This is a genomic window from Buttiauxella selenatireducens (assembly GCF_031432975.1).
In the GTDB taxonomy this organism is placed as follows: domain Bacteria; phylum Pseudomonadota; class Gammaproteobacteria; order Enterobacterales; family Enterobacteriaceae; genus Buttiauxella; species Buttiauxella selenatireducens.
Window position 1 is genome coordinate 3498573 of the sequence record NZ_CP133838.1, and the last position, 14731, is coordinate 3513303.

Consider the following 14731-nt stretch of genomic DNA (forward strand, 5'->3'; position numbering starts at 1 on the left):
ATGACCTCATCGTGTTTATTCAGCAATCGGTGCAAATACCACAGACCAATCCAAAATATTCTTATCCGTCCAGGGATAGATATTTTTTGGCAACCGTTCGAAAGGCAAATGCTTCAGATCAGAACTTGCCGATCCTGGTGTATTTGCTTCACAAATAATTCCCGCGAGTTTTTCGTACGCAACCCGGAACGAGGTTGATGCTTTGACCACCACTAAGTCATATAACGTCGGTTCAATACCGTGTGCGCGATAAAGTTGCGGATCGCCATTACCGGCCATCCACTCACAAACCACGATATCCAGATTACCCACGCTGAGGACTGCCGTGAGCCCGATCCGCTGCGTCATGCCCCTTCCGGCAGGCCCTTCTTGTCTGAAGACGCCATCATGAAGAGATTTTACATAGGCCTGCACCGTGACGGCCTGCGAGCGCTTGTCGCGAGATGCCCCTAAGGTAAACTCAGCTCGTGCGCCCACACCTAATTTATGTGCTTTCTGCGCCGCCTTTTCATCATTCACCACCGTCGCGGCACGAAATTCGCAGCCTGACGCAAGAATTTCTGCCGCTACCGCCATATTGTCTCCGGCGGCTCCTGCATTACAGGAATCGGCGGAGTCCACCAGTATCACAGGCTTCATGACTTGCGGATCATTGGCACGTTTAATAACCTCAGCGATTGGCATGAGTTGTAAACTAAATTCGTGCCGTTTGGCATACAGTAATTCTGCCAATTGTTGTGCATATTTTGCCGCGTCTTCTTGTGAGTACGCTGCGACAACGACCGACGAGTTAGGTGTGGGTATATCCAGCCACGGCTGCATTTGATAGACCGAGAAATCAATAATTTTGCGCTGCTGCTTAAGGTTATTTCCAAAATCAATAATCTCTTTAAACGCACCTTTAAGCGTATTATAAGCCGCGGCAGGAACAATCATCGGCACAGGCACCCAAGCCGTTACCGGTTTAACCGCGCTGGTAATACACTCAAGCCCTAACTTTGCCACGCGATAACCCGTTTCAAAATAATCCACGTGCGGATAGGTAAGATATGCCAGCACGACGTTGGTATTGCGGACTAACGTTTCCGAAATATAAGCATGCAGATCCGTCGCGACGGAAATCACAGCGGAATTGCCGACCAGTTCACGCACTCGACGGGTTATTTCACCTTCCGGATCATCATATTCCGTGGTAACCAGCGCACCATGATAAGAAATGAAAATACCGTCAAGAGGGAGATTTTCGGTTATTTGTGGTATCAGTTTCGACATATAATGATCCATCACCGATTGCTCGGCAACTCCACCACTCTGGCACGCCATCACCGTCCCACAGATAACTTCTGGTTTATGCTCCGACTCATCAAGAGCGTGTAAGAACCCGCCTATCGCGCAGGGATATCCGTCAAATTGTGCACGGACATCGGCACCTTCATACTCGCCAGTTTGCATCCAGAATTCTAACGTAGAGTTTGTAGGGTTAAATGAATTACTTTCCTGGCGGAATTCAGTAATAAGAATTTTCATTAATATTCACCATTAAGTTCATTATATATTTCTTTCAGAGCCGGATGGAGTTTCATATAAACACGGTAGTTTCTGTCATAAATTTCACGATGCGCTGGATTCGGAGTAAACACTTTGCCGATATTGACCTCACTGCCCATGGCATCAGCGGTATTAAGCCAGCCTAACCCTTGTGCAGCACAGTAATACGCGCCAAGCGTTCCGCTATATCGCGGAGATTCAGGTACCTGAACACGGATATTCAAAATATCCGCCAGCATCTGCATCCACACATCGCTTACCGCGCCCCCACCCACAACACGAATATGGCTCAGTTGCGTGTGGCTACGCTCTTGTAAGGTGGAAATATTCCGACGATGCGTAAAACACACACTCTCCATCATGGCCCTGACCATATGGCGGCGGTCATGATTTGTCGTGAGATTAAAGAACGATCCTTTCGCATTTTTAGATAAAGGCGCCAGTTCCCCGGTCAGCCAATGGGTGGCGATAACGCCATCGCTTCCTGGTGAAATCTGGCTGACTTCATTGCCAATAAAGCGATAGATGTCGGGACCCAAAACGCTGCGTTCAGTGCGATAAACCTGATCTATCACCCAGTCTAGCGCCAGGCATCCCGTCTGCAGAGCGTATACCGCACCTTCTTTATCCTGGTTAATAGAGAAATAGAGAGGCGCCTCTAATTCTGAACGATTTTTTATAATGCTCACCAGCCAGGAAGAGGTGCCAAAATAAAGATGTGCATCGTTCAGTTGCGCTTTACCAGCACCCCAGGTAATGGCGACTAAATCTCCAAACCCTCCAATAACTGGCGTACCCGCAGCTATACCGAGTTGCTGCGCTGCCGTTTCGGTCAGATTCCCAACTATTTCGGTTGCGTCTTTGGCTACGGGAAATTTTTCTGTATCCGTTAATAGATCTGCGGCTTTCAATATAGCCTGATAATAATCATTTAATTCTGGATTGGCTGAACGAATAAAATCATCCGAGGGTTCGGTATAAAACTCACCTGTCGCCCTAAATTTAAAATAGGTATTCAGACCGATAATATGCCGAGCCCGATGCCATAATTCAGGTTCTTGCTCTTTCATCCACATCAAACGCGGCCAATATTCTTGCCCGCTGCCAACAAATTTACCGACGGATTGATTCAAACGTTCGGCTTGCTCGGCCGCGCGTGCGTCCATCCAAATAATGCTGTCTCGTAAAACGTTGCTCTGGTCATCAAGCGCAATAATATTTTTCCATGGTGCAACAAATACCACCGCGCTAATTTTATTCGCACTGACTGCGCTTTGGCTAATAACATCCTGACTTGTTGCACAAATATGGTTCCATATTTCTTCAGGATCTTGTTCGGCCCAACCTGGTTTTGGATGAGAAACGGTATAACTTGTCCCACCTTCAGCCACCACCTTTCCCGATTGATCAATCAATGCGGCTTTCAGGGAAGATGTCCCTATATCAAACGTCATGATGTGCATAAGGCCTCCGGTATAAGGTGGACTATTTTAGGTAATAGATTGTTTTGATAATTCTTTTTATTATTACTTTTAATAATGACTAAATTGAGGGTGCACGGTACCGCAACTTATTTGCAGGCACAGCCACCACCCTCTCAGTTCAGGATTTTCCGTTAATCGCGTTGGTCGTCAAAACTTCAACACCCGCTTCTTTAAGCGCCGCCAGTAAGTCATCATCCGGTACGGCATCCGTGATGAGCCGATCAACCTGATTGAGTGAACAAACAGAAAACAGTGCTGAGCGCCCCAGTTTGCTGTTATCCGCCAGAACGGTGACTTTTTTTGCCATGGAAATCATTGCTTTGGCAATTTCCGTTTCTTCCAGGTCGTAGTCCATTACACCATTGGTATCAAGCGCCCCAATCGTCATAACGACATGAGCGGCCTGGAACTGTTTAATTTGAGCTACGGCTATCGGGCCAATATTTTCAGCCGCATCATCACGATATTGCCCGCCAATCAGGAACACACGATGATTGCCACCACTGGATGCAAGTATCTGGGTAATGGAGACAGAATTAGTAAAAATCGTGAGCTCTTTTGCGCTGACTGCCAGTTCTCGGGCAAAGGCTAATGTCGTGGTTCCGGTATCAATAAATAGCGAATCGCCTGTCTGAAATAACGTTGCAGCCAGCTGAGAAATAGCTTTCTTTTCATGTGATTGCTCACTCAGTCGGGTACTGAATTTACCTTCATGAAAGTTATCCAGTACCGTTGCCCCACCATGAAATTTGCGCAGCTGCCCACTGATGGCCAGATCGGTTAAATCACGGCGGATAGTCTCCCTCGATGCACTGAAATTTTCCGACAAAAAGTCAACCGTCACTTTGCGTTTCTCATTGACCAGTGTGAGGATCTCTGCACGTCGTTGCTCAGGTCGCATGACCACTTACCTCCCAAAAACCTGTCGCGATATTATTAGCAAGCGTAACAAATAACCCAAGCTACCCCAGCTTCATTTGAAATGTGCTTCAGGCGAAAATCCCGCCTGAACCACTATCATCCGAAGATAATGCATTTATTCTGTGTAATAGTCAGCATCATTAATATGATATTGCTTCCTGTTTATCAGTTGTTTTTCAGTGAGATGCTTATCTTGCTGAATGAATCCGTCAACGGAATTTGCTGCAACGGTATTAAAATTCGCCGCTCTGGTAATAACTTCATTTCTTTGCTCCAGATAACGCGGCCATTCTGGATGAGCTGTAATTCTCCTTGCGCCGATTGCCGCGCCCGAAGTTGTAGATTATCCATGCCTCTGTCTTTTTCAGTCGCCACAATACGTTGTGGGACTATCCATTTAATCTGCTTATCTGCCACCACCAGTTGTACGTATTCCTGAGATGATTTTCTTTCACCCGCTAAATCACTGGCTACCATTTCGCCTACACGATTGCCTTCACGGAAAGACCAGCCTGCAGTTTCCAGCGCTCTGAGCATATTCCCGGTAGCGTAGTAAGAGGGATCGCTGCAACGACCAAATTGATCAATTTCAGGACCACCGCTGGACGGATCCAATTGTAGATGACTCCCCCGGATAAGGGCCGAGTCGGGAATAAAACGTCCGGTAAACAGCACACCATCACAGGCTATTTCACGCTCCTTCCCTTCCTGGCGAATCAGCACTGACTCCACACGCTTCATTCCATCAATGCGTGCAATCTCGCAGTTATAATGCAACGGTACGCCCAGCAAACGGGGTAATAGCATCATCGGGCGTCTGGCTGTTGGCCGTTGATTGGCTTCCACCATGGCAACCGGTTTGATACCGGCCTTGCGACAGGTCAGCAAGGCGGACAGCGAAACCAGCTCAGTACCGACAATTAAGGGTCGTTTGAAAGGAAGCAGACCACGTAAATAGACCCAGGACTGCAACGCCCCCGTATTGAGTACGCCTGTAGGGCGATCGCCAGAAACCAGTAACGCGGAGCGTGGCGATTCACGAACGCCGGTTGCCATAATCACACGCAGGCCTGTAAGCCGGCGCAGGCCTTCATGATTGCTCACCAGAAGCGTCGCATTAGGTTCCACATTGATAACCGTGGTATTCGTCATTATTTCAATTTGATGTTCTCTGGCTAATTGCACCAAACGGCGCGCATATTCAGGCCCGGACAGAATGCGCCCAAATTCCCGCATACCAAAAGGAGGATGGCCACAATGACGCGGAATACCGCCAGCTTCGGGCTCGCGTTCAATAATAATCACGCGTTTTATCCCTTTGCGTCGCAATGCGACTGCAGCGGAAATGCCAGCAGGCCCTCCCCCGATGACCAACACATCAGCATCAAATTCGTTATTCATTGACGTCTCCTACAATGAGGGATTCACCCCATTTTTCCCGGCTTAACTCAGCAACCCGACTACTGCAATAGAACCCCTGGCAGCGCCCCATACAGACGCGAGTTCTTCGTTTCAGCCCCCCAAGATCCCTGGCAGGCACCGGGCCATTGAGTGCTGCGTCTATTTCGCGCCGTGTGACACGTTCGCAATGGCAAACCATTTCGTGACTGCCTGGCATCTGCCAGTCACGAGGTAAATGTTCAGCCAGGTTAGGGACTGCGTTCGCTACAGGATCGAACAAAGGAGTTAATGTCGTTGAAGGTTGAGTGCTGTAGAGGTCGAACAAATGTGCTGCCAGCCCAAGTGAAGCCGTCAGACCGGTGGAGCGAATCCCCCCCGCCGCCAGATAACCGACATCGGCGTCATGATAGATACGATACTCTTTACGCTCCGTCGCAGGACGTAACCCCGCATAAACCGCGGTAACCGGCACACCCGACAGCGCAGGGATCAGGGAAACTGCTTTAGCGATTAGCTGCTCAAGCATCGGCTTTTCAACCGCCGCATGCAGACGATCGTCTTGCTCCTCGGCTGTTGGCCCAACCAGTAGATTGCCAAATATGGTTCTGACGAGCACCACACCTTTGGTGCGCTCATTCGGGACCGGCAATAGAATGGTGTTAAGCAAGCTTGAGGCGACTTTATCGAATACCACGAACTGGCCTTTACGCGGTTTAATCGTAAAGCGCGATGTCCCCAGCAGAATTGATTCCACCTTATCACCCCAAACACCGGCGCAATTGATAACCGTTGAGGCGCGAATCTCTCCCTGATTCGTCGTAAGAATCCATTCGTTCCCCTCTCTTATGGCGGAGAGAAGCTCGGTGTCACACATCACCTGGCCACCGTTCTCGACGGCCTGCCGTAAATAGGCCAGCGGTGCACTCCAGGGGTCAATCACATGTTCTTCAGGGACTAACAATCCCCCAATACTTCAGGAGACAGAAAAGGTTCGCGTTTTAGTAAGCTTGCGCGATCCAGCATTTGCACATCTGCAACACCATTTTGTTTGGCCTGCGCCATAATGCCAGGCAGACTTGCCATCTCATCCTGATTCCAGGCAGCCACCACAGCGCCCGTTTTTAATATCGGCAGATTCAGCTGACCGGAAATTTCCAGATATTCGCGGTAGCCTCGTTGCATACAGGATAATTCGGTACTGTCTGGCGGAGCATCAAACCCGGTGTGCAAGATGGCGCTGTTGGCTTTGCTGGCCCCCGACAGAATATCGCTGCTTTTTTCAATCAGCAGAACGCGAGCCCCCTCGAGGACAAAGCGGCGAGTGACCGCGCAACCGACAACACCGGCACCAATCACGACGACATCAACGTTCAATTTCTTCATTGCGACACCTGCTTACGGTGATTGCGAGCAAAGTTAATGCTCTGATCGAGAAGAAGAATGCAAATTATGATTGCACCTTTATAGAGATCCAGACTGGAAGGTTCGACACCTAAGATACGCAGTGCTGCCGTGAGTAAACTGATGATGAGCGCACCGCAAATCACTCCGCCAACGCTCCCCCGACCACCGAATAAGCTCGTACCGCCAATGACCGCCGCCGCTATCGCATCCAGCAGCAGACTGACACCGCCAACGTTCGGATTGACGACAGGGATACGTGAAATGAACACGGTTGCCGTCAGGAAAACAAACACAGAAGAGAGAACAAAAACGCCAATCTTCTGTTTTTTCACAGAAATACCTGCCAACTCGGCGCGTTCAGCTGACGAACCGACCGCGTAGGTCTTCAAACCGAAAGCAGTACGGCGTGAAATCCACCAGCACAGGAGCGCCATTAAACAGACAAACACGACGGTTGGCGGAAACCACAGTGAAGAAGTAAATGCCCCAAAGCTGCGCAGCAATGGGTTAAACACGAGAATGGTGCCGGTTTTCGCCACCATCAATGTTGCCCCTTGCAGGAACAACATCGTGACTAAAGTGGCAATAAACGACGGTAATTTGAGAACAGTCACCATCAGACCGTTTAGAAATCCAAAGGTCAGACACGCAAAGAAGCCAATCGCTAACGCGGGTGCCAGACCCGTCCCGGAGGAGAGCAACGTGCCCATGGTGACGGCGCAAAATGAAACCAGGTGACCGGCTGATAAGTCAATTTCGCCTGTCAGTAGGATCCAAAATAATCCCAATCCCATCAGCGCAACTGACGTTGCCTGTAACATGATGATATTTAAATTATTTAATGAAACAATTCTGTTATCCACCACACCGAACACCAGCAGCAGAATGATTAACAGCAGTATCGGAGCCAGGTCCAACACCAGATTTACCCGCGAACGCGATGACTTCATGATGGTTTTTCCTTGTTTAAACATATTTAAAGGCCAGACTCATCACCTGTTCTTCTGTAGCCCCACGGGGTAATTCCCCGGCAATGCGCCCTTTGCTAAGAACGATTATTCTGTCGGCTACACCCAAAGCTTCCGGCAGTTCGCTGGAAACCATCAAAATGCCCATGCCCTGCTGTTTCAATTCGGCAATTAAATTGTGAATTTCAAATTTCGCGCCGACATCAACACCGTTGGTTGGTTCGTCGAGCAGGAGTAACCGGGGACGGGTTGCCAGCCATTTACCGATGACAATTTTTTGTTGATTACCACCGGACAAACTGGCAACAAGGTTTTCGGGATTGGATGGGCGCACACCCAATTGCGTAATGATATTTTTTGCTAATTTGGCAATGGCTTGTCTGCGCAGGATGCCGACAAAGCTGTTATGCAAAATCCAGCGTAAGGAAATGTTATCTTTCAGTGACATACTGCCAATAAAGCCCTCTTTGTGACGGTCCTCCGGCACATAAGCGACGCCTAACTGGCTGGCGCGGCGGGCATGTCCGGACGTCATCTTCTGGGCATCAAGCGTGATAGAGCCGTGATTAAAGTGACCAAGCCCGGCGATACACCGCATCAGTTCAGTACGACCACTGCCCATCAAGCCGGTTAATGCCACCAGCTCACCATGACGAACGGTGAGGTTGATATTTTGTAGCAAGCCACCCGCAGACAGGTCTTTCACCTCAAGCAATGCCTCTCCCGGCACAGTTTCATGCCATGGGAAAACATTGCCGATATCGCGTCCAACCATCATATTGATCAGCTCAGATTCTGAGGTTTTAGGTAAAGGGGCCTCGCCCACTTTTTGCCCGTCACGCAACACCACCGCACGGCTGGCCAGGGTATAAATTTCCTGCATTTTGTGCGAGATATAGAGGACGCAGCAGTTTCTTTTCAGCAGTCGATCAATCAGTAAATAGAGTTGATCGCGTTCAGGGTTAGTTAACGCACTGGTCGGTTCATCCATCACAATCAGCCAGGCGTCAGCCATCATTGCCTTGGCAACTTCCACCATCTGGCATTGTCCGATTGTCAGTTCTGCAACTTTCGCATCCGGATCGACATCAAGCTGTAATTCATTAATTAATGTTCGTGCATGCTGGCGCATTTTTTTCCGGTTAAGGGCAATGCCGAAATACCGTGGAAGTTTTGTCTGCGCCAGTGCCAGATTCTCTGCCACTGTTAATTCTGGGATCAGGCTGAAATGCTGATGAATAATCGAAATGCCTGCCCGACGGCTTTCTGCTGGCGAAGTTAATTTGATTTCGGCATCATCGAGCCATATTCCGCCTTCTTCCGGGTGATAAATCCCAGAAAGCACTTTTACTAGCGTGGATTTACCCGCACCGTTTTCCCCCATTAACGCCACCACTTCTCCACGATTCAGGCGCAATGAAACGTTAGATAGGGCCTTCACCCCAGGGAATATTTTAGAAATACCCTTTAATTCAATGCTATTAACCGACTGGGTAATATTTTCACCTGAAGACAAACTGACGTTTTTTGGCGGAAATAACGCTTTGAGGCTCATCCCTTGCAGGAGGCCACGCTGGCTGAGCAATACGGCGACCAGCACAAATCCCCCGGTGACGAAGTAATTGACCTGTTGGGAAACTTGCAAAAAGGAGAGCCCGGTATTCACCACGCCCAGTAACAGTGCGCCCAGCGCCGTACCTAAAATAGAACCCTGCCCGCCTGCCAGTCTCGCACCACCAATAATTGCAGCTGTAATGGCAGAAAACTCCAGGCCAAACCCTGCCAGTGGCTGTGCTGAGCCGACTCGCCCCGTGGTGAGCAATGCGCCAATCCCGGCGCTGGCACCTGCAAATACATAAATTAGCGTACAGGTGACTCGCACCGGTATTAATGATGCATGAGCAGCCTCTGTATTTCCGCCAGTGGCGTACACCCAGCGGCCAAATATGGTGCGATTAAGCAAGAACATCCATAATGCGGCCAGTACAACAGCAATAAGCAAACTGACTGGAATACCTGCAATATCGGTATGACCAAACCATAAATATAATGAAGAATCGACAGCTACCGACTGCGAACCGGAAAAGCTCAGCGCAACACCACGGGCAAAAGCATAAACCGCAAGAGTCGTAACAAAAGGACTGATGCCAATGACACTAATCAGTGTGCCATTTAACAGGCCAAATCCTGCACCTATCAAAATCACGACTATGATACCCAGCCAGCCTGGTATGCCTGTATTTTGCATAATCAGTGCTGCCAGAATTCCGCTTGCTGCCAGGACGCTTCCGACTGAAATATCAATACCTTTACAGATGATGACCGCCGTTATCGCATAGGCAACAGTCGCTATCACTGAGGTTTGCTGGCCAATATTAAGCAGATTTTCCGGGGATAAATAATCGGGTGTAGCAATACCAAACACCGCCACGGCAATAAGGATAATGACAAATAAAACCATTTCCTGATTGAGTCTCAGCCCCTTTAACCCCGGGAGATGGGGGTACTCTCACTGTTTTGCGACATCGTGGGAAACTCCAAAGCCCGGTTATTCACCGGGCAACAGTTTTTATTACTGTTCAGCGACTGTCATGGCTGAGTCAGGCTTCGAAGGTGACATTTCTGTACGGTAATCCTTCGCTACCAATTCGGCCTTAGACGGAGTGATATAGGGGAAGCTCAGACCATTAGCTTTTAATTCAGCCGCCGTTTTATCTGATGTAACAAAATAGGTAGGCATAAACAGATCTGTTGGGTATTTCGCCCCTTTGGCGAGACGAGCAGCAACGGCAATATTCCAGTAACCCACTCGAGATGCACCGTTTAATACATCAACGACATTCGAGCCATCGCTGACATGAGGGAACATTTCAGGGTCGCCTTCATAGCTGGCAAATGAAATAGGACGGCCATTCGCATCCGCAATCGCTTTTGCCGCAACGCAGATTGAATCGGCGAAACAACCCACGCCTTTTAAATTTGGATAGGTTGATAACCATGTTTGCATGGCATCAGAAGAACGCGTGCTGTCCCAGTTGGTTGCTTCGACTCCCACCAGTTTGATACCAGGGAACTCTTTTGACATCACATCGCGAAACGCATTTTCGCGAGTGTCAGAGACATAGTTGCCTTTTCCGCCAACCAGTAGAGCCACCTCGCCTTTGCCATCGAGTTTCTTGGCTAATGCACGGGCGACCGTACTCATATTGGAATAGTCGGGATAAAGCGTGTTGTAATTCCAGTTACCATCGACTTTATTACCCATGGCAACCACAGGAATATTTTTTGCTTTCGCTTTTTGAACCGCATTGGCAATAGCAGCACGATCAAGAGGATCAACTAAAATGACATCGACACCCTGGTTAACAAAGTTTTCAATATTTGAGATTTCTTTCTCAAGGCTACCTTCAGAACCCTGCCATATAACCTTAACGCCATAATCTTTTGCCGCCTCATCACCCGCCTGTCTCATCCGTACAAAAAATGAGTTTTGCAGATCAATGGCAACCACACCGATTACCGGTACTTTTTCCGCAGCAAAGGTTGAAGCCGAAGCAACTAACGCCAACATCACAGCACTGGCAACACCTGTCTTGTTTATAAACATGTTTACCCCTTGATTGAAATCCCAACGTTACTGAAATGAAGCCTCATACCTGGCTACTGGTATTAAACGGCTATAAAAAAAGCATCTCACGACTGAAAGGTACATCTCGAGTTACCAAACGGTCAATTGAGATGTTGTGAAAAAGTGATCAATACGTAATATTTTTACTGCGCAGGGGTAAACAACATCTTAAAACAAGCTCTGTATCGCATAAATACACAGAGTTTTGGCGAGAGTTGTTTTTTAGATAGAAATGACCGAACGGTCATTAAGGGGTGGTGTTTCTTGGTGATTACCGATATTGGGTTTGTCGGAAAGAAAGGTAAACATCCGGTGAACTCATCTTCACAGGGTTTTTAGACGAGGAAGTTTAAGGTCGAGTTTGACACATGCCCATTTTTGCATGCTGATGCCGTTTAATCAGGGATGTCCATACTATTTAGCACCCAAACTATGACCTCAATCCCGCTGATGCCCCTTGGATTTTTTATTCATAGGACGCACTTAGCGGTTCAATGGCTGGATCACCGATGATGACATAGGGAGCCCAATAGTAGGGATGTTTCTCCCGTCCATGGCCGTTTTTCAGTGCCATCAGCATGGTTTGCTGTAATAGCGATGCTATCGTCGACTGCTTTTTCCTGGAAGATTGCCCTATTACTTCAACTCCCATCGTTGTCGCCGCCAGATCGTTAACTGACCACAATGAAGCAATCACCGATCGAGCTCCAGAGAAGAAAAACGCATTCGTCATTCCTGTTAAGGATTCAGCACCCGGCATTCCATCACTACCGGCTGTATTGCAGGCGTTGAGCAATACCAGATTGGCATCAATACGCATCGAGGCAATATCATTAACTGTCAGAAAAGCGGGTTTACTGTCCTGAGAAGTGGTGGACATCAGCAGCGCTGGTTCGCCAATTTCTGATAAATCTGATGCAAGATAACCATGCGTTGCAAATATAAGAATTTTATAGTTTTCAGGCTTGGCCTTATAAAAATTAATATTGGTTGCATCCGGGCCAATGAGTATTTTCCGCTTCTCTGGTGCGAAAAATTTTTCCACTTGCTCAAGTTCCCCAACAGCGACTGCTCCGGTCAAATTTTGTATGTCTGGCTGAGGGAGCAAAGAAGCAACAAAAGCCCCACGTGTGGGAGAGCGAGGAACCAGACCGACGGGGCTGCCAATACCCAAAATATCATCAGGTGCCTTAGAAGGAGGACGGGCCCTTAACCTGGCCAGAGAGGCGGGCGAAGGTAAGTAAGCAATCTCATAGCGGCGTATCAGCCAATCGACCTTGTCATAATCGTTAATTGCTATTGACTGCTCAAGACGACCTTCCACCAACACACTAAACGGGAACCCATCCCATACGTCATCGGCGACGAGCAGTAAGCGTTTTGCCTGCGGAAATTTACTGAGTACATTAGCAAGCGATTGCTCATACAGCCTATTGGCAATATTCAGGGAGAATTTCATGGTATCACTGGGTAAATGAGATACCTCATACAGCAAAGTTTCTACGTCTTTTCGAAATGCCATCCGCCCTCTTTTAATAACAGCAATGTGCTGTTGCTGGTGTGTCGTAGCCAGCACATAGCCATGTACGTTGTTGAAGGCAAATTGTAACAAGACCTCTCCGGGTAATAACTTCTTCTGGAATTCCATGAAGTTGTTGTGACTCGTTATATCAGAGGCGTTCAGAATCCCCGCCTTATTGAGTTTATTCCTGAGACGTATCACTTCGCCTTGCTGAGTCTGAAGTTGTCGAAGAAGATTAATAGCTTCGATCTGCCTGGCATCAACGTTTAACGAATTTGACTCCAGGCGTGCATACCAACTACGAGTTGTTGCTAGTTTACGCGTCGCCGTCTGGTAATCATCCAGTAATTTCCGATGTTCGAGGTTTGTTTGGTTCAAGTGCAAACTTGCCGAGGATATGGATGACGCAGTGAATTGTCTGTGCAGGCACTGAAATGCTTCAAACAGAACCTGCATGCGCTGGGGTTCTGATAGAAGCTGCGGCGACGAGTACAATAAATCGATTATTTCAAGTGCAATCTTATTTCTGTTTCCCATCAACTCTATAGCATTGCCACTGGGCAACAATGCCGCATCCTCAGCATTGGCAATAACCATCGCGAGCGCCTTACGTAACAGAGTTAAAGAAACTGTTAGCTTACCCTCTTGCCGTTCAGTTAACGCCTGTTCATAAATGATATTGGCTGTCTCGTTGCTGTCCTCTCCGGATGTAAATTGCGTGCCTTTTAGTGCTGCGTTGAGGAAGCGCTGAGCCTGAATAACATTCCCCTCGACACGATAAACGCGCCCAAGATTCATTATGGCACCAGCAATAACACTGCTGTGACTGGCGTCACCAAATAATGCCACCGCGCCAGGATTATTAAACGTCGTGGGCAATGGGTCCGGAGCATCAAAGGAATAACCAATATCTAATTTTGCTGTTCCCTTTGCCAGGGTTAAATACTTTGTGGCCTCTTCAGGCTCCCCTTTATTCATCAGATAATAGTAACCCGCTAATGCCTCGGATGAATTTATGAATCGCCCATCATATTTAGCTGATAAAATGACTATTGCCCGAAGTAATGAGAATGCTTTGTCAGCATCTCCTGATATATTGGCAATATGCCAACGTTTTCTGACAATACTCAAATGTAATGCCAGGGTGGACTGGTCATAGTTTCTGCTGAGAAAACGTGTTAGCACTTTTTGAAATTCATCATTAATCTTTTGTAGTTGATGATTCTTTTCTTCATCATCAACACCAGCAGAAATTAGCTGCTGAATTTTTTTTTCCAGTTTGTTCATATAAGGCTGCTCTTCCTGATTGAGGCGGGAGGCCTGCTGGTGATCTTGGGTGCTTTCTGGTATCAGAGGAATGACGTCGTTTTCAAGTGCGTCTTCGGCCTTTTGCAGGACTTTATCAGCAATCAAGAAATAACCTCTTTCCTGGTAAAGATTGGCAAGAACCAAGAGTTTACTCGCATATTTGCTGCGTTCCTTCCCGGTCAGATGTTCAGAATCAGCCACAGACCTAATTATAATAGTTTCAGCCCGGTCAAAATGACCTGACATCACGCTACTTAGTGAAATGCATTGAAGTGCACCATCTTTTACACTTTCTGAGTCACTTCCCTGATACAGGGCTGTGCAAATTCTATAGGCCTCCTCGCTGCGACCGGAAGCCAAGTATCGATAAACAAATAACAATATAGTTACTGACTGAAAAGATGAAAATTTATCACCCGGTTGGATTAGTTTGCCAAAGATTTTAATTTCATCTTGTTCTATGGTTGGCAAGTTCGAAGCATGGGAAGATTCGAAAATAACACCGATTGTCGCCACACAGAGTACTAGCAACCGACATAGCATTTTT

10 protein-coding genes are annotated in these 14731 nt (G+C 47.8%); all 10 read right to left on the minus strand.

Annotation, left to right across the window (positions count from 1 at the left end; all coding sequences use genetic code 11):
* Window positions 1-15: 15 nt before the first annotated feature.
* A complete protein-coding gene (locus RHD99_RS16160) occupies window positions 16-1527 on the minus strand; it encodes a M81 family metallopeptidase (protein ID WP_309875211.1) in 1512 nt (503 codons plus the stop codon).
* Window positions 1527-3011: a xylulokinase gene (locus tag RHD99_RS16165; RefSeq protein WP_309875213.1), complete on the minus strand. Its 1485-nt coding sequence runs from the start codon at window positions 3009-3011 to the stop codon at window positions 1527-1529. The genes RHD99_RS16160 and RHD99_RS16165 overlap by 1 nt, the downstream gene beginning before the upstream one ends.
* Window positions 3012-3150: 139 nt before the next feature.
* On the minus strand, window positions 3151-3933 hold the full coding sequence (locus RHD99_RS16170) for a DeoR/GlpR family DNA-binding transcription regulator (RefSeq protein ID WP_183273009.1): 783 nt from the start codon (window positions 3931-3933) through the stop codon (window positions 3151-3153).
* A gap of 185 nt (window positions 3934-4118) precedes the next feature.
* Entirely contained in the window at window positions 4119-5354 is a 1236-nt protein-coding gene (locus tag RHD99_RS16175; protein ID WP_309875215.1) for an NAD(P)/FAD-dependent oxidoreductase, read from the minus strand.
* The gene (locus tag RHD99_RS24025; protein WP_374708438.1) at window positions 5347-6294 is read right to left on the minus strand and encodes an NAD(P)/FAD-dependent oxidoreductase; all 948 of its coding nucleotides are present in this window, start codon (window positions 6292-6294) and stop codon (window positions 5347-5349) included. Before RHD99_RS24025 ends, RHD99_RS16175 begins: the two co-directional genes overlap by 8 nt.
* A gap of 14 nt (window positions 6295-6308) precedes the next feature.
* The gene (locus RHD99_RS24030) at window positions 6309-6737 is read right to left on the minus strand and encodes an FAD-dependent oxidoreductase (RefSeq protein ID WP_374708439.1); all 429 of its coding nucleotides are present in this window, start codon (window positions 6735-6737) and stop codon (window positions 6309-6311) included.
* Window positions 6734-7708, minus strand: coding sequence for an ABC transporter permease (locus RHD99_RS16190; protein ID WP_183273012.1), 975 nt, complete (start codon window positions 7706-7708; stop codon window positions 6734-6736). Before RHD99_RS16190 ends, RHD99_RS24030 begins: the two co-directional genes overlap by 4 nt.
* A gap of 16 nt (window positions 7709-7724) precedes the next feature.
* Complete coding sequence (locus RHD99_RS16195) at window positions 7725-10187, minus strand: ATP-binding cassette domain-containing protein (RefSeq protein WP_309875218.1); 2463 nt, start codon at window positions 10185-10187, stop codon at window positions 7725-7727.
* 111 nt (window positions 10188-10298) lie between these two features.
* Window positions 10299-11333: a sugar ABC transporter substrate-binding protein gene (locus tag RHD99_RS16200; protein ID WP_309875220.1), complete on the minus strand. Its 1035-nt coding sequence runs from the start codon at window positions 11331-11333 to the stop codon at window positions 10299-10301.
* A gap of 487 nt (window positions 11334-11820) precedes the next feature.
* Window positions 11821-14700, minus strand: coding sequence for a CHAT domain-containing protein (locus RHD99_RS16205; RefSeq protein ID WP_309875222.1), 2880 nt, complete (start codon window positions 14698-14700; stop codon window positions 11821-11823).
* Window positions 14701-14731 lie beyond the last annotated feature (31 nt).